14 protein-coding genes are annotated in these 18,960 nt (G+C 74.3%); 7 read left to right on the top strand and 7 right to left on the bottom strand.

The window, feature by feature from the left end:
• The first annotated feature begins 13 nt into the window (after positions 1-13).
• Both AB0H57_RS15065 and AB0H57_RS15060 read left to right on the top strand, forming a co-directional pair.
• Positions 14-1,273 (top strand): DNA polymerase IV, encoded by a 1,260-nt coding sequence (locus AB0H57_RS15065; RefSeq protein WP_357506590.1) that lies wholly within the window; start codon positions 14-16, stop codon positions 1,271-1,273.
• A gap of 115 nt (positions 1,274-1,388) precedes the next feature.
• The gene (locus AB0H57_RS15060; RefSeq protein ID WP_357506588.1) at positions 1,389-1,784 is read left to right on the top strand and encodes a DUF3040 domain-containing protein; all 396 of its coding nucleotides are present in this window, start codon (positions 1,389-1,391) and stop codon (positions 1,782-1,784) included.
• Positions 1,785-2,053: 269 nt separating this feature from the next.
• On the opposite strand, the gene AB0H57_RS15055 is transcribed toward AB0H57_RS15060, so the two are convergent.
• From AB0H57_RS15055 to AB0H57_RS15045, 3 genes are read right to left on the bottom strand one after another with little or no spacing between them, the layout of a single operon-like run.
• Complete coding sequence (locus tag AB0H57_RS15055; protein ID WP_357506586.1) at positions 2,054-4,528, bottom strand: DUF3488 and transglutaminase-like domain-containing protein; 2,475 nt, start codon at positions 4,526-4,528, stop codon at positions 2,054-2,056.
• Between the two features lie 16 nt (positions 4,529-4,544).
• Positions 4,545-5,843, bottom strand: coding sequence for a DUF58 domain-containing protein (locus AB0H57_RS15050; RefSeq protein WP_357506584.1), 1,299 nt, complete (start codon positions 5,841-5,843; stop codon positions 4,545-4,547).
• 1 nt (position 5,844) lies between these two features.
• Positions 5,845-6,900, bottom strand: coding sequence for a MoxR family ATPase (locus AB0H57_RS15045; RefSeq protein ID WP_357506582.1), 1,056 nt, complete (start codon positions 6,898-6,900; stop codon positions 5,845-5,847).
• A 436-nt stretch (positions 6,901-7,336) separates the two neighbouring features.
• Here AB0H57_RS15045 and leuS point away from each other — a divergent pair, with 436 nt between their 5' ends.
• Positions 7,337-10,177, top strand: coding sequence for a leucine--tRNA ligase (leuS, locus tag AB0H57_RS15040; protein WP_357506580.1), 2,841 nt, complete (start codon positions 7,337-7,339; stop codon positions 10,175-10,177).
• Positions 10,178-10,601: 424 nt separating this feature from the next.
• Here the strand turns inward: leuS and AB0H57_RS15035 are convergent, their stop codons facing one another.
• The 4 genes from AB0H57_RS15035 to AB0H57_RS15020 are packed head-to-tail and all read right to left on the bottom strand — an operon-like array spanning position 10,602 to position 14,011.
• On the bottom strand, positions 10,602-11,363 hold the full coding sequence (locus AB0H57_RS15035) for a phosphotransferase (RefSeq protein WP_357506578.1): 762 nt from the start codon (positions 11,361-11,363) through the stop codon (positions 10,602-10,604).
• The gene (locus AB0H57_RS15030; protein ID WP_357506576.1) at positions 11,360-12,055 is read right to left on the bottom strand and encodes a VTT domain-containing protein; all 696 of its coding nucleotides are present in this window, start codon (positions 12,053-12,055) and stop codon (positions 11,360-11,362) included. The genes AB0H57_RS15035 and AB0H57_RS15030 overlap by 4 nt, the downstream gene beginning before the upstream one ends.
• A complete protein-coding gene (locus AB0H57_RS15025) occupies positions 12,052-12,774 on the bottom strand; it encodes a glutamine amidotransferase (protein WP_357506574.1) in 723 nt (240 codons plus the stop codon). Before AB0H57_RS15025 ends, AB0H57_RS15030 begins: the two co-directional genes overlap by 4 nt.
• Entirely contained in the window at positions 12,764-14,011 is a 1,248-nt protein-coding gene (locus tag AB0H57_RS15020) for a MurT ligase domain-containing protein (RefSeq protein WP_357506617.1), read from the bottom strand. Before AB0H57_RS15020 ends, AB0H57_RS15025 begins: the two co-directional genes overlap by 11 nt.
• Positions 14,012-14,368: 357 nt before the next feature.
• Between AB0H57_RS15020 and mraZ the strand changes: the two genes are divergently transcribed.
• The 4 genes from mraZ (at position 14,369) to AB0H57_RS15000 (ending at position 18,956) form a co-directional block, all read left to right on the top strand.
• On the top strand, positions 14,369-14,800 hold the full coding sequence (gene mraZ / locus AB0H57_RS15015; RefSeq protein ID WP_357506572.1) for a division/cell wall cluster transcriptional repressor MraZ: 432 nt from the start codon (positions 14,369-14,371) through the stop codon (positions 14,798-14,800).
• 205 nt (positions 14,801-15,005) lie between these two features.
• On the top strand, positions 15,006-16,112 hold the full coding sequence (gene rsmH / locus AB0H57_RS15010; protein WP_357506570.1) for a 16S rRNA (cytosine(1402)-N(4))-methyltransferase RsmH: 1,107 nt from the start codon (positions 15,006-15,008) through the stop codon (positions 16,110-16,112).
• Positions 16,109-16,714, top strand: a complete 606-nt coding sequence (locus AB0H57_RS15005; RefSeq protein ID WP_357506568.1) for a hypothetical protein — start codon at positions 16,109-16,111, stop codon at positions 16,712-16,714. The genes rsmH and AB0H57_RS15005 overlap by 4 nt, the downstream gene beginning before the upstream one ends.
• A 4-nt stretch (positions 16,715-16,718) precedes the next feature.
• The gene (locus tag AB0H57_RS15000) at positions 16,719-18,956 is read left to right on the top strand and encodes a penicillin-binding protein 2 (protein ID WP_357506566.1); all 2,238 of its coding nucleotides are present in this window, start codon (positions 16,719-16,721) and stop codon (positions 18,954-18,956) included.
• The last annotated feature ends 4 nt before the right edge of the window (positions 18,957-18,960 follow it).

Here is an 18,960-nt window from a genome sequence, read left to right as displayed (position 1 = left end):
CTAGCCTGCGGGCATGGGTCGCAGCCAGTCGTTGCCCCGAGGCGGTGATCCCCGCTTCGGGCCGGACGCCGACGACTCCGGCTGCCCCATCCTGCACGTCGACATGGACGCCTTCTTCGCCTCGGTGGAGGTGCGCCGCCGGCCCGAGCTGCGCGGCCGGCCGGTGGTGGTCGGCGGGATCGGACCGCGCGGGGTGGTCAGCTCCGCCAGCTACGAGGCCCGCCGGTACGGCGTCCGCAGCGCCATGCCCACCGCGCGGGCCCGGGCGCTCTGCCCGCACGCGGTCTACCTCCCGCCGGATTTCCCGCAGTACTCGGCGGCCTCGCGGGCGGTGATGCGGATCTTCCGGGACGTCACTCCGCTGGTCGAGCCGCTCTCGCTGGACGAGGCGTTCCTCGACGTGGCCGGCGCCCGCCGGCTCTTCGGCTCCCCGGCCGAGATCGCCCGGCTGATCCGCGGGCGGGTCGCCGAGGAGCAGCGGCTGAGCTGCTCGGTCGGGGTGGCGCCGAGCAAGTTCGTGGCCAAGCTCGGCTCCACCCGGGCCAAGCCGGACGGCCTGCTGGTGGTCCCCGCCGACCGGGTGCTCGACTTCCTGCACCCGCTGCCGGTGGACGCGCTGTGGGGGGTGGGGGAGCGGTCGGCGGAGGCCCTGCGCCGGCTCGGCCTGGCCACCATCGGCGACCTGGCCGAGGCCTCGCACGGCATGCTGCGCCGCGCGGTCGGCGAGGCGTCCGCCCACCATCTTCGCGAGCTGGCCGCCGGACGGGACCCGCGCGCTGTCAGCCCCGAGCAGGTGGAGAAGTCGATCGGCGCCGAGGTCACCTTCGACGTCGACGTGGTCGATCCGGTGGAGATCCGCCGCAGCCTGCTGGCGCTCAGCGAGAAGGTGGGTGCCCGGCTGCGCGGGGCCGGTCAAGCGGGCCGGACGGTGTCGCTGAAGGTGCGCCTGTCCGATTTCCGGACGGTCAGCCGGTCCCGCACGGTCGGCACCCCGACCGATGTGGCCCGGGAGATCTTCGACACGGCGTGGGCGCTTTTCACCGCCCTCGACCCTGGGGAGCCGATCCGGCTGGTCGGCGTCCGGGTGGAGGGGCTGGCCGGGGTGACCGGGACGCCCCGGCAGCTCACCCTGGGCGAGCCCGAGCGGGGTTGGCGGGAGGCGGAGGCGGCGGCGGACGCCGCCGCTGCCCGTTTCGGGCGGTCCGTCATAGGTCCGGCCAGCCTGCTGGGCCGCCGTGATCATCGACGAAATGAAAATCCGCCCCGGCCATAGGTCGTCCCGCTTTCCGACGCGCGACCCCCCTCGTAGACTTGCGGGTAAGCAGCCGGTTGGCTGCCACGGTCTGTCGGCCCGACCGGGCCGACCAACGTGACCGGGGAGGAGTGCCGTGCCGCTCTCGGAGCACGAGCAGCGGCTGTTCGAGCAGATCGAGCGGTCGCTTGCCGAGGACCCCAAATTCGCCTCGGCCGTGCGCGCCAGCGATCCGCGCTTCCACGCGCGGCGTCGCCTGCTCGTCGCTGCCGGTGTGGTCATCGTCGGACTGGCCCTGCTGGTCTACGGCGCGGTGATCAAGACCCCACCGCTGGCGGTGGCGGGCTTCGTCGTGATGTTGGCCGCGCTGGGTTACGCGGTGCAGTCGCAACGTCGTGCGCAGTCGCCCGACCTGCACGTCGTGGGCGGCACCACCAGCCGCCGGCGCCCGCGCGGGCGCACCGGTCGACGCCCGTCGTTCCTCGACCGGATGGAGGAGAGGTGGCGGCAGCGCCCGGAGGGGCACCGCTGACCCGCCCCGGCCCGGCCGCCTGACCCGCGCGGCCCGGCCGCTCGACCCGGGCCGGCCGCCTGAGCCGACCGGCCCGGCCCGGCCGCACGACTCATCGGTCGGCCGACCTGTCCTGTCCGCTGACCGGTCCCGTCCGCCGTCGACCGGCGGACGTTCGCTGTCGTGGTCCGTCGACCGGTGACCCGGTCGCGCGCCACCGTGACCCGCCCGCCCGCCGGTCGGGATAAGACCGGCGGACGGGATCGGACCGGCGGACGGGCAGCGGCAGGTCAGCGGGCCGCTCGGCCGGCCAGCAGCCGCCGCGGGCTCCAGCGGCGGGGCAACCGGTAGCGGCTCTGGCTCATCGTCGACACCACGGCCGACGATCGATCCGCCAGGCCGGTGCGCCAGCGCAGCAGCACCGACGGCGGCAGCACCGCCGCCAGCAGCCGGGTGCGCCGGTCGACCCGCGCCGCCAGCTCGCTGCGTACCGCCCGCAGGGCCGGGTGCAGTTGCTCGCCGGTGAGCGGCTGCGGGGCGTACCGGGCCCGCTCCTCGGCGCGGCCGAGCAGCCGGACCGCGTCGCCGGCCGTGAGGTTCTCGGCCAGCTCGGCCCGGACCAGCCGGTCGGCGGTGGCTCGGGGCGTCTCCGTTTCGAGCACCCGTACCCGGTAGTCGACCAGCGTGTCGAGCAGTTCGTCCCAGGCGGCGTGCGCGTCGGCCCGGGCCCGGTCGTCGTCGGCGCCCAGCACCACCATCCGGGCACCGTCCGGCGCGGCCCCGTCGACCGTGGTGCGCACCGCCGGTCGGGCCGGCCGCCGGCTGGCCTGCCGCCGGCGGCGCAGCGCCATCCGACGTAGCGCCGGGAACGCCAGCAGCAGGAGCAGGGCCAGGCCGCCCGCGGCCCACCAGGGCCACACCGGCGCCTGCGACGCCTGCTCCCCGGCGCCCAGGCTCAGGCCGGAGTCGGGGTCCCGGTCGGCGTTGTCCCGCTGCTGCGCGCCGGTCGACGGGTCTACCCCGCTGGCAGCGCCGGTGGCGCCCGGCGCCGGCGCAGCGGGCTCCGGCGCGTCGACGTCCGGCGCCCACGCGGAGCGGGTGGAGCCCTGCACCCCGTACGCCGGGGTGGCGTCGAAGGGCACCCAGCCCATCCCGTCGAAGTAGACCTCCGTCCAGGCGTGCAGGTTCCGGTTCGTCAGGGTGTACGTGTCGCCCTCGGCGTTGCTGCCCCGGGTGAACCCGACGGCGACCCGGGCCGGGATGCCGGCCGCCCGGACCAGCCACGCCATCGCCGCGGCGTACTGCTGGCAGTAGCCGACCTTGTTGGTCAGGAAGTCGACGATCTCCTTGCCGCTGCTGCCCTCCTCGGTGGTCACCCGGTAGCTGAAGCCGTTCGCCGCGGAGAAGTGGTCGTAGATCGCCAGGACCTTGTCGTACTCGGTCTGCTTGCCCTGTACCAGCCGCTTGACCAGGGCGTCGACCTCCTGCACCGCGGGGGTGACGGTCAGCCGCTTGATCGGGTGGTCGGACGGCAGCGGCTGGGCCCGGCGCAGCAGTTCCGGAGAGTACGTCGAGCGGACGAAGTCGAACGCGTAGCGCTTGCCGCGGGAGTTTTCCCGGTTGGAGAAGAGGATCTGCATGTTCGGGTCGTACAGCCAGGCGCCGCCGAGGTCCTCCGTACGCACCGGCTCGGTGTAGACCGGCAGCATCGGCATGTTGAGGTTCTTGCTGACCTCCACCGTGGCCCGGTACGTCCGCTGCACCACCCCGCGGGCGGTGCGCTCCGACGGGTCGGGCAGGTTCCGGTTGGCGGGCTGGCCGGTCGGCGGGCGGCCCCGGAAGCCGTTGGGCCGCAGGTCGTCGACGACCCCGAGGCGCAGGTAGAACGGATCGGGGTCGGTGGTGGTGACCTTGACCAGGTCCATCACCTGCGTCTGGTTGAGCTGGCCGCTCAGCGCGGCGAACAGGTCGATCCGGCTCGGTGAGCCCTGACCGGGACGGCCGGTGCCGGTGCCGTCGCCGTTGCCCGAGTTGAACGAGTTCAGCAGGCCGCCGGTCATCCCCGGCACGGCCAGCGGCAGGGCCACGGCCAGCGCCACGCCCAGCACCGCCAGCCGCCGGCCGGCCGCGGCCAGCGGCGACGCCTCCCACACGTCGATGTCCCGGCCCTCGCCGCTGAACCGGCGGCCGAACCGGCGTACCCGGTCGACGTTGTCACTGATCAGCAGCCACAGGAAGCCGGCCGCGCCGATGGCGAACGGCAGCGGGGGGACGCTGTCCACGTAGACCGCCACCGGCACCGAGTAGATGGCCAGCATCGGCAGGCCGGCCAGCGCCGGCCGGCGCAACCCGACGGCCAGCACGTCGACCAGGACCGCCACCCCGCCGACGCCGAGCACGGTGATGAACAGCAGCGGCTCGGTGTCCGGCACCTTCACCCCGTACGAGCGCATGTCCTGCCCGGACGCCGACAGCAGCTGGCCGAAGTGGTCGAAGGTGGCCGGGGTCGGCAGGAACAGCAGCGCCTCGGTGCCGCCGGGGAAGGTCCAGGTCAGCGCGAGCACCAGGCCGGCCAGCATGCCCACGATCTGCCCCCAGAGCGGGGCCCGGACCAGCCGGGTCAGCGCGGCCACGCCGGCCACCACGGCCACCACGAGGGTGGCCTCGATCAGCCAGGTCCAGCGCTGGAAGATCGTGGCCAGCGGGGCCGCCGCGAGCAGGGTGGCCGCGGCGGCCACGAAGCCGAGGCTCCGGTGCCCGATCATGACGTCGTCCTCCTGGTCATCGTCTGCCTCCGGCCACCGTCTCGGCCATCGCCGCCCGCAGCGCGAAGCCCTGCGAGCCGCGCCCCACCTGCGGCCAGAGCCCGGCCAGCCGGGCCCCGTGCTCCACGCCGATCACCCGCCACCCGCTCTGCAGCAGCGCCAGCGCCGCCGCGTCGTGCGCCCGGTCCGCCTCGGCCCGGGCCTTCGGTGGCAGGTTCAGCCAGGTGGAGCTCTCCAGCAGGAACGCCACGCAGGTGGCGTTGTTGGCGCGGAGCCCGGCCAGCAGCTCGGCCTCGGCGGTGCTCAGCGAACCGAGCAGGGCGATGATCAGGCCGCCGTCGGCGCGTTGCCGGACCTGCTGGACCAGCGTGCTGAGCTCGGCGCGCTTGTCCAGCCGGACCTCGGCGAGATGGTCCAGGATCAGCCCGTCACCGTCGCCCGCGTCGGCGTTGACGTCCACTCCGGCCCCGGTGACCAGGCGCAGCTTGTAGCCGGCCTGGCGCAGGTGCACGGCGAGACTCGCGGCGGCCGAGACCGTCCACTCGAAGCTGGCCGTCGGCCCCTCGCCCCGGTGGCCGTACGCGCGGGTGTCCAGCACGATGGTGGCCCGGCTCTCCCAGGGCTGCTCCTCCCGGCGCACCATCAGCTCGCCGGTGCGCGCGGTGGACTTCCAGTGCACCCGGCGCAGGTCGTCGCCCATCCGGTACTCCCGGGTGGCGGCGTCGTCCTCGCCGTGCACCGCCACCGACCGGGCCCGGCTGTCGCCGCTGCCCGCGTACTCCCCGGGGAGCCGGGCCGACGGCAGCGGGGTGACCTGCGGGATCACCGTCAACCGGTCGGTGCTGGGGAAGGCGCGGGACAGCTCGCAGAGGCCGAACGGGTCGGTCATCCGCACCACCAGCGGGCCCACCTCGTACCGGCCGCGCACGTCGGCCCGGACGGTGTACGCCACCGAGCTGGCCTGGTGCGCGCCGAGCCGCTCCAGCACCACCCGGGGCCGGCTGCCCAGGGCGTACGGCAGGCGGTCCTCCAGCAGCAGCGTGCCGGTGGGCAGCCGGGAGAGGTTCTGCAGCCGCAGCACCACCCGGGAACTCGCCCCGACCGGGGTGCGGTGCGGCTCCAGCGACCGGTTGCAGGCCAGCTTGTAGCGGCTGCGCCCGACGTACGCCGCGGCCAGCAGCGGCAGCACGGCGAGCAGGACGGCCACCCGCAGCAGGTCCTTCTCGCCGAGGATGGCCGCGGAGACCGCGGCGGCGATCGCGGCGGCCAGGAACGACCGGCCGCGGGTGGTCAGGCCGCGCATCCCCTCCCGCACGTCACGGCCTCCGCGGCTCGTACGGGCCGTGCCCGTTGTTCGGGGCGGGCCGGGTGTCGTACGGCGAGCGGTGGCTGCGGTCGTGCGGCAGGGGCAGCCGGTGCACCAGCTCGGCGACGACGGCGTCGGTGGTGCGCCGGGCCAGCTGGGCGTCGGCGGTGGGAATGATCCGGTGCGCCAGCACCGGCACCGCCAGCACCTGCAGATCGTCGGGTAGCACGTAGTCGCGCCCCTCCAGGGCGGCCACCGCGCGGGCGGTGCGCAGCAGCTGCAACGTCGCCCGGGGGGAGGCGCCCAGCCGCAGGTCCGGCGACTCGCGGGTGGCGGTGACCAGGTCGATCGCGTACTGCTTGACGGCGTCCGCGACGTGCACCTGCCGCACGTGGCCGATCAGCCGGCGGACGGTCGCCGCGTCGGAGACCGGGCGCAGGTCCTGCAACGGATCGACGGCGCCGTGCCCGTCCAGCATCGCCAGCTCCGCGCCCACGTCCGGGTAACCCATCGCGATCCGGGCGGTGAACCGGTCGCGCTGCGCCTCCGGGAGGGGGTACGTCCCCTCCATCTCGATCGGGTTCTGGGTGGCGATCACCATGAACGGGGTCTGCAGCTGGTAGGTGACCCCGTCGACGGTGACCTGCCGCTCCTCCATGCACTCCAGCAGGGCGGACTGGGTCTTCGGCGAGGCCCGGTTGATCTCGTCACCGACCACCAGGTTGGCGAAGACCGCGCCGGGGCGGAACTCGAAGTCGTGCGTCTCCTGGTTGTAGACGCTGACCCCGGTGACGTCGCTGGGCAGCAGGTCGGGGGTGAACTGGATCCGCCGCACCGAGCAGTCGATGGAACGGGCGAGCGCCTTGGCCAGCTTGGTCTTGCCGACGCCGGGCACGTCCTCGATGAGCAGGTGGCCCTCGGCGAGCAGGACGGCCAGGGCGAGCCGCACGGTGGCGGTCTTGCCCTCGATGACCCGCTCGATGTTGTCGACGATGGCTTCGCTGGCGGCGCGGAACTCGTCGTGCGGCAGCAGACCGCCCACCTCGTCCCAGGTCTGTTGTGTCACGGGCCTCCTCCTCGTCGCTGGACGGCAGCTCTGTATAGAGCACCTGGACCCGCCGTTGGGTTCGCGACGTGCGAGCCTCATCTGCCGCAGAAATCTCACTGGCTTTCAGGCTAACCATGTTTCTCGTTCTCGCCGACCCGCGCAGGCGCCCGGTCGGTTACGCCCGGAATATTCGCCCGTCCGGGGACGCGCGGCGCGACCGGACGGCCACGGCGCGTCTTCGTCGCGGTCGCGGCGCGTGGACGCCCCGGCGTGCGGGCCCCCGTCGCGGGGTACACTGCCGGCATGGCCGGAGTCTTCCTGCTCCTTACCGAGCCGTGCTGATGCGCTGAACGCGCGACAGCACGGCCGCCCCTCCTGCGCGAGGGGCTTTTTTGTGTCCGGAGCAGACCGCCGGAGATCCGACCCGACCGCCATACCGCGCCGAGGAGACGCCATGAGTGAGGCAGCCGCACCGGCGAACGACATTCCCCCGTTCCGGTACACCGCGGCCCTGGCCGACGAGATCGAGCACCGTTGGCAGGACACCTGGCAGCGGGAGGGCACCTTCCACGCGCCGAACCCGACCGGCTCGCTGGCCGACCCGTCCCACCCCCGGGCCGGCGCGGAGAAGCTGTACGTGCTGGACATGTTCCCGTACCCGTCCGGGGCGGGCCTGCACGTCGGTCACCCGCTGGGCTACATCGGCACCGACTGCTTCGCCCGCTACCAGCGGATGGCCGGGCGCAACGTGCTGCACGCGATGGGCTTCGACGCGTTCGGCCTGCCCGCCGAGCAGTACGCGGTGCAGACCGGCACCCACCCCCGGACCACCACCGAGCAGAACATCGAGCGGTACAAGGCGCAGCTGCGCCGGCTGGGGCTGGCCCACGACGAGCGGCGTTCGGTGGCCACCATCGACACCGACTTCTACCGCTGGACTCAGTGGATCTTCCTGCAGATCTTCAACTCCTGGTACGACACCGACGTCCGCCGGGCCCGGCCGATCGCCGACCTGATCGCCGAGTTCGAGGGGGGCACCCGCCCCACCCCGGACGGCCGCCCCTGGTCCGAGCTGACCGTCACCGAGCGGCGGGCGGTCGTCGACGACCACCGGCTGGCGTACGTCTCGCAGGCCCCGGTGAACTGGTGCCCGGGGCTGGGCACCGTGCTGGCCAACGAGGAGGTCACCGCCGACGGCCGGTCCGAGCGGGGCAACTTCCCGGTCTTCAAGCGCAACCTGAAGCAGTGGATGATGCGGATCACCGCGTACGGTGACCGGCTGCTGGACGACCTGGACGCCCTGGACTGGCCCGAGCCGATCAAGCTGATGCAGCGCAACTGGATCGGCCGGTCGACCGGCGCACACATCGACTTCCCGACCGACGCCGCCCCGGTGCGGGTGTTCACCACCCGGCCGGACACCATCTTCGGCGCCACCTACCTGGTGCTGGCCCCCGAGCACGAGCTGGTCGACGTGCTGGCGCCGACGGCCTGGCCGGTCGGGACGAAGGACGGCTGGACGGGCGGGCACGCCGCGCCGCGGGAGGCGGTCGAGGCGTACCGGAAGGCCGCCGCAGCCAAGACCGACGTGGAGCGGCAGGCCGAGACCAGGGAGAAGACCGGCGTCTTCACCGGCGCGTACGCGACCAACCCGGTGACCGGGGCGCGCATCCCGATCTTCATCGCCGACTACGTGCTGGCCGGCTACGGCACCGGCGCGATCATGGCGGTGCCCGGCCAGGACGAGCGGGACTGGGACTTCGCCGAGGTCTTCGACCTGCCGATCGTGCGGACCGTGCAGCCGGCGGAGGGCTTCGACGGCAAGGCGTACACCGGGGAGGGACCGGCGATCAACAGCGCCGCGCCCGACCGCGGCCTGGACCTGGACGGCCTGGGGGTGGCCGAGGCCAAGGCCCGGATCATCGAGTGGCTGGAGGCCAACGGGCATGGCACCGGCGCGGTCACCTGGCGGCTGCGGGACTGGCTGTTCTCCCGGCAGCGCTACTGGGGCGAGCCGTTCCCGATCGTGTACGACGAGACCGGTGCCGCCATCGCGCTGCCCGAGTCGATGCTGCCGGTCGAGCTGCCCGAGGTGGACGACTTCGCGCCGCGCACCTTCGACCCGACCGACGCCGACAGCGACCCGGAGACCCCGCTGTCGCGCCGCCGCGACTGGGTGGAGGTGGAGCTGGACCTGGGTGACGGGCCGAAGCGCTACACCCGGGAGACCAACGTGATGCCGCAGTGGGCCGGCTCCTGCTGGTACGAGCTGCGCTACCTGGACCCCACCGACTCCGGGCGCTTCGTCGACCCGGAGAACGAGGCGTACTGGATGGGGCCGCGCGGCGCGGGCGACTGCGGGGGCACCGATCTGTACGTGGGCGGCGCCGAGCACGCCGTGCTGCACCTGCTGTACGCCCGGTTCTGGCACAAGGTGCTGTACGACCTGGGCCACGTCTCGTCGTTCGAGCCGTTCCGCAAGCTGTTCAACCAGGGCTACATCCAGGCGTACGCGTACCGCGACTCGCGGGGCACCCCGGTGCCGGCGGAGGAGGTCGTCGAGGTCGACGGCCGGTTCTTCCACGGCGACCAGGAGGTCAGGCGCGAGTACGGCAAGATGGGCAAGTCGCTGCGCAACGTCGTCACCCCGGACGAGATGTGCGCGGCGTACGGCGCGGACACCTTCCGGGTGTACGAGATGTCGATGGGCCCGCTGGAGGTCTCCCGCCCCTGGGACACCCGGGCGGTCGTCGGCTCGTACCGGTTCCTGCAGCGGGTCTGGCGGGCGGTGGTCGACGAGCAGACCGGGCAGACCCGGGTGGTGGACGCGCCCGCCGACGAAGCGACCCGGCGGCTGCTGCACAAGGTGGTCGACGGGGTCCGCGGCGACATGGAGGGGATCCGGTTCAACACCGCGATCGCCAAGCTGATCGAGCTGACCAACGCGGTGACCCGGCTGCCGGAGACCCCGCGCGAGGTGGCCGAGCCGCTGGTGCTGATGCTGGCCCCGTTCGCCCCGCACGCCGCCGAGGAGCTGTGGGCCCGGCTGGGGCACTCCGGTTCCCTGGCGTACGCGGACTTCCCGACCGCCGACCCCACCCTGCTGGTGGCCGAGACCGTCACCTACCCGGTGCAGGTCAACGGCAAGGTGCGCGGCCGGATCGAGGTGGCCGCCGACGCGGCCGAGGACGCCGTCCGCGCCGCCGCACTGGAGGCGGTCGCCGGCGCGCTGGGTGGCAAGGAGCCCCGCAAGGTCATCGTGGTGAAGGGCCGGATGATCTCGGTCGTCGCCTGACCGGGCCCGCCCGCCGGCCGGCTGCCGTATCTGGGAGGCCGCGACTTACGGAAAGTCGCGGCCTCCGCCGTGCCGATAAGCCCCGGATTGCCGGTGCCCGTGGGAGGCGTCGGCTCACGCGAGGGCCGGCGGGAGTGGCTTCGTGGTTCAGCGTGATGACTCAGAGGTATAAATATGCCTCAGAGTCATCAGGCTCGATCGGCCCACCGGTGCTGGCCGGGTCACGCCCGGTCCTGGCCACTCCCGCTTACCGCCCGCATCGCCCCCTGTATGGCCCTCGGGAGGGCGCACCGTCCGCGCATGGCCCGGGCAGGCCCGCGTCGCTCGCGCGGGCCCGCGTCGCTCGCGCGGGCCCGCGTCGCTCGCGCGGGCCCGCGTCGCTCGCGCGGGCCCGCGTCGCTCGTGCGGGGCCGGCCGCGCCGGGTCATCCGTGCAGGGGTGCCTGCACCGCCTCGCGGTGGGCGAGCAGCCAGCGCTGCCAGCCGCGTACCCCGTCGACCGCGCCCGCGGCGCGCAGCCGGCGCATGCCGGGCTCGTCCCGGTCGGCGCCGGCGTCGATGCCCCGCCAGGTGTACTCGATCTGGTGCAGCATGACGTCGACCAGTTCGGCGCGGGGGAGCGCGGCCCCGGGAGCCGCCGCCGCGTAGGCGTCGCAGAGCAGCCGGCCGCGCCGGCCCAGCTCCGTCGGGTCGGCGTCGCCGCCCAGCCGGGCGAAGTGCCAGGCGGCGAACGCGACGTCCTCGATCCGCCGGCCCGGCGCGGCCAGGTCCCAGTCGAGCAGGGCCACCGGCAGCGGCCCGGCGGGGGAATCGCGATAGACGGTGTTCTTCGGCGACAGGTCGAGATGGCAGACGGTCTCCGCGCCGCCGGCCAGCGCCGTGCCGGCGCACGCGTCGTGCAGCGTACGGATCAGCTCGGCGAGCCGGGTCAGCGCGGCGTCGGAGAGGAACTCGGCAGCGACCGGCTCCCGCCAGGGAACCCGCCCGTCGACGTGGCCGAGCACCTGCCGGCCGCGCTCGTCGAAGCCGAGGTGGCGGGGCGCCAGGCCCGGTGCGGCCCGCTCCAGGTGCCGCAGCAGCGCCGCGACGAAGTCCGCGTTCGCCGGGCGGGAGCGCCGGACCGTGTCCCCGACCCGGACCACCTCGGTGACGAACCCGCCGGGCAGCCGTTCCTCGCCGGCGGTCATCGGGCGGGCTTCCGCCGCTCGACGCGATTTCGTCGCCCGGCGCGCCACCACCGGTGGATCAGCACCGCGCTGGCGAGCAGGCCGAGACCGGCCGGGGCGGCGGCGTACCAGTTGACGTGCCCGGGTGAGGCGGCCGCCGCACCCAGCGCGGCGTATCCGATCGCGGTCGGCGCGGAGGCGATCACGCTGCCGGCCAGGTACGGCGCCACCCGCGCCCCGGTGGTGCCGTAGCCGTAGCTGACCAGCCCGAACCCGGCGATCGGCAGCAGCCGGACGGTGGCCACGCCGAAGACGCTCTGCCGGGCGAACCAGCCGTCCAGGCGGGCCAGCCGGCCGCGGACGTGCTCCGCGACGAACTCCCGGCCCAGCGCCCGCCCGACCGCGAAGCCGATCGCCGCGGCGAGCAGCGCGGCGCCGAGCGCGTACGCGGCGCCCTCGACCGGGCCGAAGATCGCCCCGGAGGCCAGCGTGACGAAGGTACGCGGCACCAGCGCGACCAGCAGCAGCGCGCCCCCGACGACCGCCACCACCGGGGCGAGCCCGCCGAGGGAGTCGGCCAGCTCCGGCAGCCGCGCCGGGTCGGGACGGGGCAGCGCCGGCAGCAGTGCCGCGAACCCGGCCAGCAGGAGCAGCAGCAGCGCGAACCGCCGCGCCGACGGCTGGCCGAGCAGCCGCCGGGCGGCGCGGATCATGCCCGGGCGGCGGCGGCCACCGCGGCGCGACGCTCGTTGCGCAGCCGGTCCGACCAGGTGTCGTCCAGCGGCGGGAGCTGGTGGACGCCGGTGGCCCAGCGCAGCAGCAGGTCGGCCAGGGCCGGGTTGCGGGCCAGGGCCGGGCCGTGCGAGTACGTGCCGAGCAGTTTGCCGCGCCACGCGCCCTCGGTGACGCCGTCGTTGCCGATGCCGGCGGTGACCCGGGCCAGCGGGGCGACCTCGGGACCCAGCCGGGTCCGACCACCGTGGTTCTCGAAGCCGGAGAGCGCCGGCAGCCCGAGCCGCGGGTCGACCTCGCCGGCCAGCTCGCCGACGGCTCGGGTGGGGCCACGGTCGGAGGAGAGGTCGAGCAGTTCCAGCCCGGTGTACCTGGTGCCCTTGGCGAAGAACGAGGTGCCGAGCAACTGGTAGCCGGCGCAGACGCCGAACACGACCGAGCCCTGGGCGACCGCCCGGTGCAGGCCGCCGTCGGCGAGCAGCCGCTGGGCGCCCAGCGCCTGCGGGCCGTCCTCGCCGCCGCCGATCAGGTAGATGTCGGCGGCCGCGGGCAGCCGCTGGTCGGAGCGGATCTCCAGCACCTCGACCGGCATCCCGCGCCGCTGCGCCCGCCGGGCCAGGATCAGCGCGTTGCCCCGGTCGCCGTACGTGGACAGCAGGTCGGGGTAGACCCAGACGATACGCAGGCTCTCAGTTGACACGGTCCAGCTCCGCTCGGATGTCCTGGAAGGCGGTGTAGTTGGCGATGACCTCGAGGCGGCCCGGAGGCACCGCCCGGACCGCGTCGTCGAAGCTGCGGACGTGCTGGAACGGCACGTCGTTGACGTCCAGCCGGACGGCCAGGTCGTACGCCCGGTCGCCGGTGATCAGCACCTGCCGGCCGCGCAGCGGGGCGAAGTCGACGTCGAACAGCCAGGAGGTGTCCAGGCCGTCGGGGTCCCGGGCGTTGATGGAGAGCAGCGTCGGCGCCTCGTCGGCCATGTCGAACGCCTCCAGCCAGCTGGCCGGGTTCTTGGCCAGCAGCAGCCGGATGTTGCGCCCGTCCCGCTGCACCTGGGCGTAGCGGCCGGCCACCGAGGTGACCGCGCCGAGCCGGGACACCGCGTCGACCGGGCGTACGCCGAACTCGGCGGCCACGGCGAGCGCGGTGGCCGCGTTGCCGACGTTGACCTTCCCGGGGATCTGGAGCATGACCTTGTGCCAGGCGCCGGTCGGATCGGTCACCCCGTCGTCCTCGACGGTCCACTGCGGCTCGGGCCGGCGCAGCGGGCAGCCGCTGCACCACCACTGGTCCGCCGAGCGCTGGATGGTGGAGCCGCACTCCGGGCAGACCCACGAGTCGTCGAGCCAGCGCTGGCCGGCGCTGAACCAGGTGACGTGCGGCGGGTTGATCCCCCGGGCCGGGTCGGCCGGCGGGGTGGCGGCCCAGACCACCATCGGGTCGTCGGCGTTGGCGACCACCCGCACGTCGGGGTGCCGGACCAGGGCCGCGCGCCAGAGCTGCGCCATCATGGCGACCTCCTTGGCCCGGTCGAGCTGGTCCCGGCTGAGGTTGAGCAGTGCCACCACGTGCGGCTCGGTGGCCTCCAGCACCTGCGCGAGGTAGTGCTCGTCCACCTCCAGCACCGCGTACGGGGTGCTGCCGGCCCGGGCCAGCGCGGAGGTGTGCCCGGTGGGCATGTTGGCGCCGAAGGAGTTGGTGGCGACCCGGCCCAGCACGCCGACCGCGGCGGTGGCCAACCGGGTGGTGGTGGTCTTGCCGTTGGTGCCGGAGACCAGCGCGATGGCGCGCCCGGCCGAGAGGTGGGCGAGCAGGTCGGGGTCGATCTTCAGCCCGATCCAGCCCCCGATCACCGAGCCGTCGCCCCGGCCGGCGGCCCGGGACAACGCTCCGGCCGTCCGGGACACGGAGCTGGCCACCTTCGCCCGCAGGGGCATCTTCGCGTCCGTCACCCGAGCGAGGTTACCGGACCGGCGGACCCACCAGATCGCCGCCGACCGCGAACCGTTCGGCCGGGACTCCCCGCGCGTCCGGTCAGCGGGACCTCGGCCGGACGGAGTCGATCAATGTCGGGAAGCGGACGCGGAGCGGGGCCGCTCCGCCCCTCCACTCCGCCCCACCGCGTCTGACGTGCGGTTTTGTCGGCGCGAGCGGCGCGCCACGCGGGCGATTCCGGTTGCAGGTGGAGGGAAGTGGAGTAGAGTGGGGCGCGATGGTGAGGCCGGGAGGGCCCACCGGCCCAGGGGGTGAGCGGCGCCGCGAACGCCGCTTGGAAGGGCGAGGGGGTTGGGCCGATGTTCCTCGGCACCCACACCCCACGCCTGGACGACAAGGGCCGGTTGATCCTGCCGGCGAAGTTCCGGGATGAGCTGGCGGGGGGTGTCGTGATCACCAAAGGGCAGGAGCGCTGCCTCTACGTCTTCCCGATGCCCGAGTTCCAGCGGATCGCGGAGCAGTTGCGCGCGCAACCCATGACGAGCAAGGCGGCCCGGGCCTACAACCGGGTCTTCTTCGCCGGCGCGCACGACGAGGTCCCCGACAAGCAGGGCCGGGTCACCATCCCGGCTCACCTCCGGGAGTACGCCGCGCTCGACCGCGATCTCGTGGTCATCGGGGCGAGCACCCGGGTGGAGATCTGGGACAGGACGGCCTGGGAGAGCTACCTCGCCGACAGCGAAGACGACTTCGCCGACATCGAGGAGGGGGTGCTGCCCGGCGGTCTGTAGGGCGTGGCGACGCCCGACGTACTGCGAGATCTCCAGCCGCTTTCGAGTTCCTGGCGCCCCTTCCCCGGTGCCAGGCGCACGATCCGTAGGGAGGGCCGCGGCCTCCGGCGGGCGGGAGCGGATGGGGATCTGGCGGTACGACGGATGGCGTCGCCCGACGAGCAGGACGCGGAAGGAACGGACGGTTCAACCAGTGGGGGTCGACATGGGGGAGCTTCGCGGCACGCACGTGCCCGTGCTGCTCGAGCGGTGTCTCGAGTTGCTGGCCCCCGCGCTGGGGCGGAACGGACGGACGGTCCACGTCGACGCGACGCTGGGGTTGGCCGGGCACGCGGAAGCGGTCCTGGCCGCACATCCGAACACCGTGCTGATCGGCCTGGACCGGGACACCGAGGCCCTCGCCCACGCGCGGGTCCGACTGGCCCGATTCGCCGACCGCGTCCACCTGGAGCACGCCGTCTACGACGAGCTGCCCGAGGTGCTCGACCGTCTGGGGTACCCCGCGATCGACGGCGCGTTGTTCGACCTCGGGGTGTCCTCGTTGCAGCTGGACGCCGCCGACCGGGGGTTCGCGTATGCGCAGGACGCGCCGCTGGACATGCGGATGGACCAGACCCGGGGGGTGACCGCCGAGGAGGTGGTCAACACCTACTCCCACCCCGAGCTGGCCCGGGTGCTGCGGGTGTACGGCGAGGAGAAGTTCGCCGGCCGGATCGCCTCGGCGATCATCCGCGAGCGGGAGCGGGCCCGGATCACCTCGTCGGCCCGGCTCGCCGAGCTGGTCAGGGAGAGCATTCCAGCACCAGCCCGACGAACCGGTGGACACCCGGCTAAGAGAACGTTTCAGGCTTTAAGGATCGAGGTAAACAGAGAGCTGGCAGTGCTGGAGACGGCGCTGCCGGCCGCGCTCGACAAGCTCAACGTGGGCGGCCGCCTGGTGGTCCTGTCCTACCACTCGCTGGAGGACCGGCTCACCAAGCACGCGCTCGCCGATCGGGTCCGGAGCACCGGCCCGATCGACCTCCCGGTCGAGCTGCCCGGGTCGGGTCCGACGTTCCGGCTGCTCAGCCGGGGCGCCGAACTCCCCGGGGAGGCGGAGGTCGCCGCCAACCCGCGCGCCGCTTCGGTGCGGCTGCGGGCGGCGGAACGCATCGACCCGAACGCGGCACAGCAGGGGCGGACCGACCGCGAACGGTACCGCCGGCGGGTCAAGGCGATGCACCAACCGGGAACGGCGACCGCGGGATCCGGGGCGGATCCCGCGTCGCCGGGGGACGGCAGTGGGACGGACGAAGAGGGGGAGGGGACATGAACGTAGACGAGCGCGACCGCCGGGACCGGACCGGCGGCGGGCAGCGCACACCGCGGTCGGGGGGCCGGACCGCGGCGCAGCGGGCCACGCGCGCCGAGGTGAGCACGCCGGACCGGACCGGCCGGCCGGGGGAGACCCGCGCCCGGGGGGCGCGCGAGTTCCCGACCCAGGGCAGTGCCGCGCTGCGGCCGGCCGAGCGGCCGGACCGGCGGGAGGCCGAGTCCGCCGCGCCGCGGCTGCGGGTGGCGCCGCCGCCGCCGATCTCGGTGCCCCGGGCGCCGTTCGCCGCGCTGATCGTGGCGCTGGTGGTCGGCGGGGTGCTCGGCATCCTGCTGGTCAACACCAAGATCAACGAGAACGCTTTCCGGCTGGAGAAGCTGCACGAGCAGCAGGCCAAGCTGGACCTGGACCAGCAGCAGTTGGAGAAGGAGATCGCCGAGGCGGAGGCGCCGGGCAACCTGGCCGCCAACGCCCGCAAGCTCGGCCTGGTCGAGTCGGACGAGCCGGCGTACATCCGGCTGCCCGACGGCCGGGTGATCGGGGTGCCGCAGCCGGCCGCGGGCCGGCCCGCCGGCAACAGCCAGCAGGGCACGGGGGGATAACCAGGTGTCCCCCAGATCGGAGGACCCGCGCCGGGACGCCACAGGCTCCCGGCGCGGTTCGTCGGACCGTACCGGCCGGGGCGGGGAGCCGCGTGCCGGTGAGCCGGGCGTCGGCGGGATCTCCGGCGCCCGGGCGTACACCCCGCGCGGGCGCACCGTGCGGGAGAGCAGTGAGCAGCGCGACCAGGTCGACCGGTCGGAGCGGGCCGCCCGGCCCGCCGCCGGCGGGGGCGGCCAGCGGCGTACGCCGCGCAGCAGCCGGGCCGCGGACCCGTTCCGGCCGGCGTTGCAGGTGCTCGACGGCGGCCGGACCGGGCAGGGGCGGGCCGGCCGCCGGGACGTCCCCGCCGCCGGCCGGACCGGCGTGGTCCGCACCGTGCGCGCCCGGCCGGTCGGCGCGGAGCCCTTCGACGACGAGCCGCCGGCGCCCCGCCGCCGGCCCGGCCCGCGCGCGCCGCGCCGCCCGGACCGGCCCGCGGCCCGGCGACCGTCCCGCAAGCCGCGCCGCCCGCCGAAGCTGGCCGACCCGGCCCGCCGGCTGCGGCTGGGCACCGTGCTCACCCTGGCGCTGTTCGCCACCATCGGGATCCGGCTGGTGTTCCTCCAGGCCGCCGACACCCCGGCGTTCGCCGGCGGCGGGGTCAGCGACCGGCTGAACCGGGTGGAGCTGCCCGCCCCGCGCGGCGCCATCTACGACCGCTCCGGCGCCCTGCTGGCGCACAGCGTCGAGGCCCGCTACGTCTACGCCGACCCGGTCCTGGTGGAGAACGTCGGCGCCACCGCGAAGGCGCTCTCCCCGCTGCTCGGCGTGCCGGTCTCCGAACTGGCCGAGAAGATGCGGCCGCGGACGGTCAACCGCACCCTGTTGCGGTTCCAGTACCTGGCCCGCGGCGTGTCGATCGACAAGGCGAAGCAGGTCGCCGCCCTGAAGCTGAAGGGCATCTTCCTGCACCGGGACGAGCGCCGCGAGGTGCCGGGCGGCGATCTCGCCGCCAATCTGATCGGCTTCACCGGCCAGGACATGGTCGGTCTGGAGGGCATCGAGGCCAAGTACGACGACCTGCTGCGCGGCGTCGACGGCAAGCGGGTCTTCGAGGCCGGCCAGGGCAACCTGGCCGCCCCGATCCCCGGCGGGTACAGCCAGACCACCCCGGCCCAGCCGGGCAGCTCGCTGGAGCTGACCATCGAGGGGGACCTGCAGTACCAGGCCCAGCGGATGCTCAAGGCGCAGGTGGACAAGGTGCGGGGCAGCGTCGGCGCCGCGGTGGTGATGGAGGTGCCCTCCGGCGAGGTGCTGGCGCAGGCCAGCCACCCGACGTACGACGCGGCCGACCCGACCCGCAGCCGGCCGACCGACCGGGAGGACGCCGCCACCAGTTTCGTGGTGGACCCCGGCTCGGTGCACAAGGCGATCACCTTCGGCGCGGCGCTGCAGGAGGGGTTGATCACCCCCGAGACCACGATCCCGCTGAAGAACACCATCGAGAAGGGCGACCAGGTCTTCCGGGACAGCCACCGGGCGAACGGCCGGGCGATGAGCATCCCCGGGATGCTGGCGTACTCGTCCAACGTCGGCACCATCACCGTCGGCGAAATGCTGGGCCCGGACCGGCTGATCGACTACCAGAAGCGGTTCGGCCTGGGCCGGGCGACCGGCGAGGGCATGCCGGGCGAGGCGACCGGCAGGCTGCTGCCCGCCGACCAGTGGAGCGGCTCGTCGCACGGGTCGGTGCCGATCGGGCACAGCGTGGACGCCACGCCCCTGCAGATGACCGCCGCGTACGCGGCCATCGCCAACAAGGGCACCTACGTCCAGCCGCACCTGATCCGGGCCACCGTCACCGACGGCAAGCGCACCCCGGCCCCGCCGCCGGTCACCCGACCGGTGCTCAGCGAGCGCAACGCCGTCGCGCTGCGCACCATGCTGGAGGCCGTCACCACGGTGGACAACGCCACCGGCCTGGCCGCCGCCGTGCCCGGCTACCGGATCGCCGGCAAGACCGGCACCGGATGGCGCTACGACAACGGGGTCAAGCAGCCCGGGGAGGTCGGCTCGTTCATCGGCATGGCGCCGGCGGAGAACCCGCGGTACGTGGTGGCGGTCTTCGTGTGGAGCCCGAACGGCGGGGGCGGCACCGTGGCGGCGCCGGCCTTCCGCGACATCATGGGCTTCACGCTGCGCCAGCAGCGGGTGCCGCCGAGCACCACGCCGGCCCCGAAGTTCGTGGTCTATCCCCGCTGACCGG

The sequence above is a fragment of the Micromonospora sp. NPDC050686 genome (assembly GCF_040654475.1).
GTDB lineage: Bacteria > Actinomycetota > Actinomycetes > Mycobacteriales > Micromonosporaceae > Micromonospora.
Note: the sequence above shows the minus strand (reverse complement) of the source record. Positions and strands in the feature narration are given on the sequence as shown.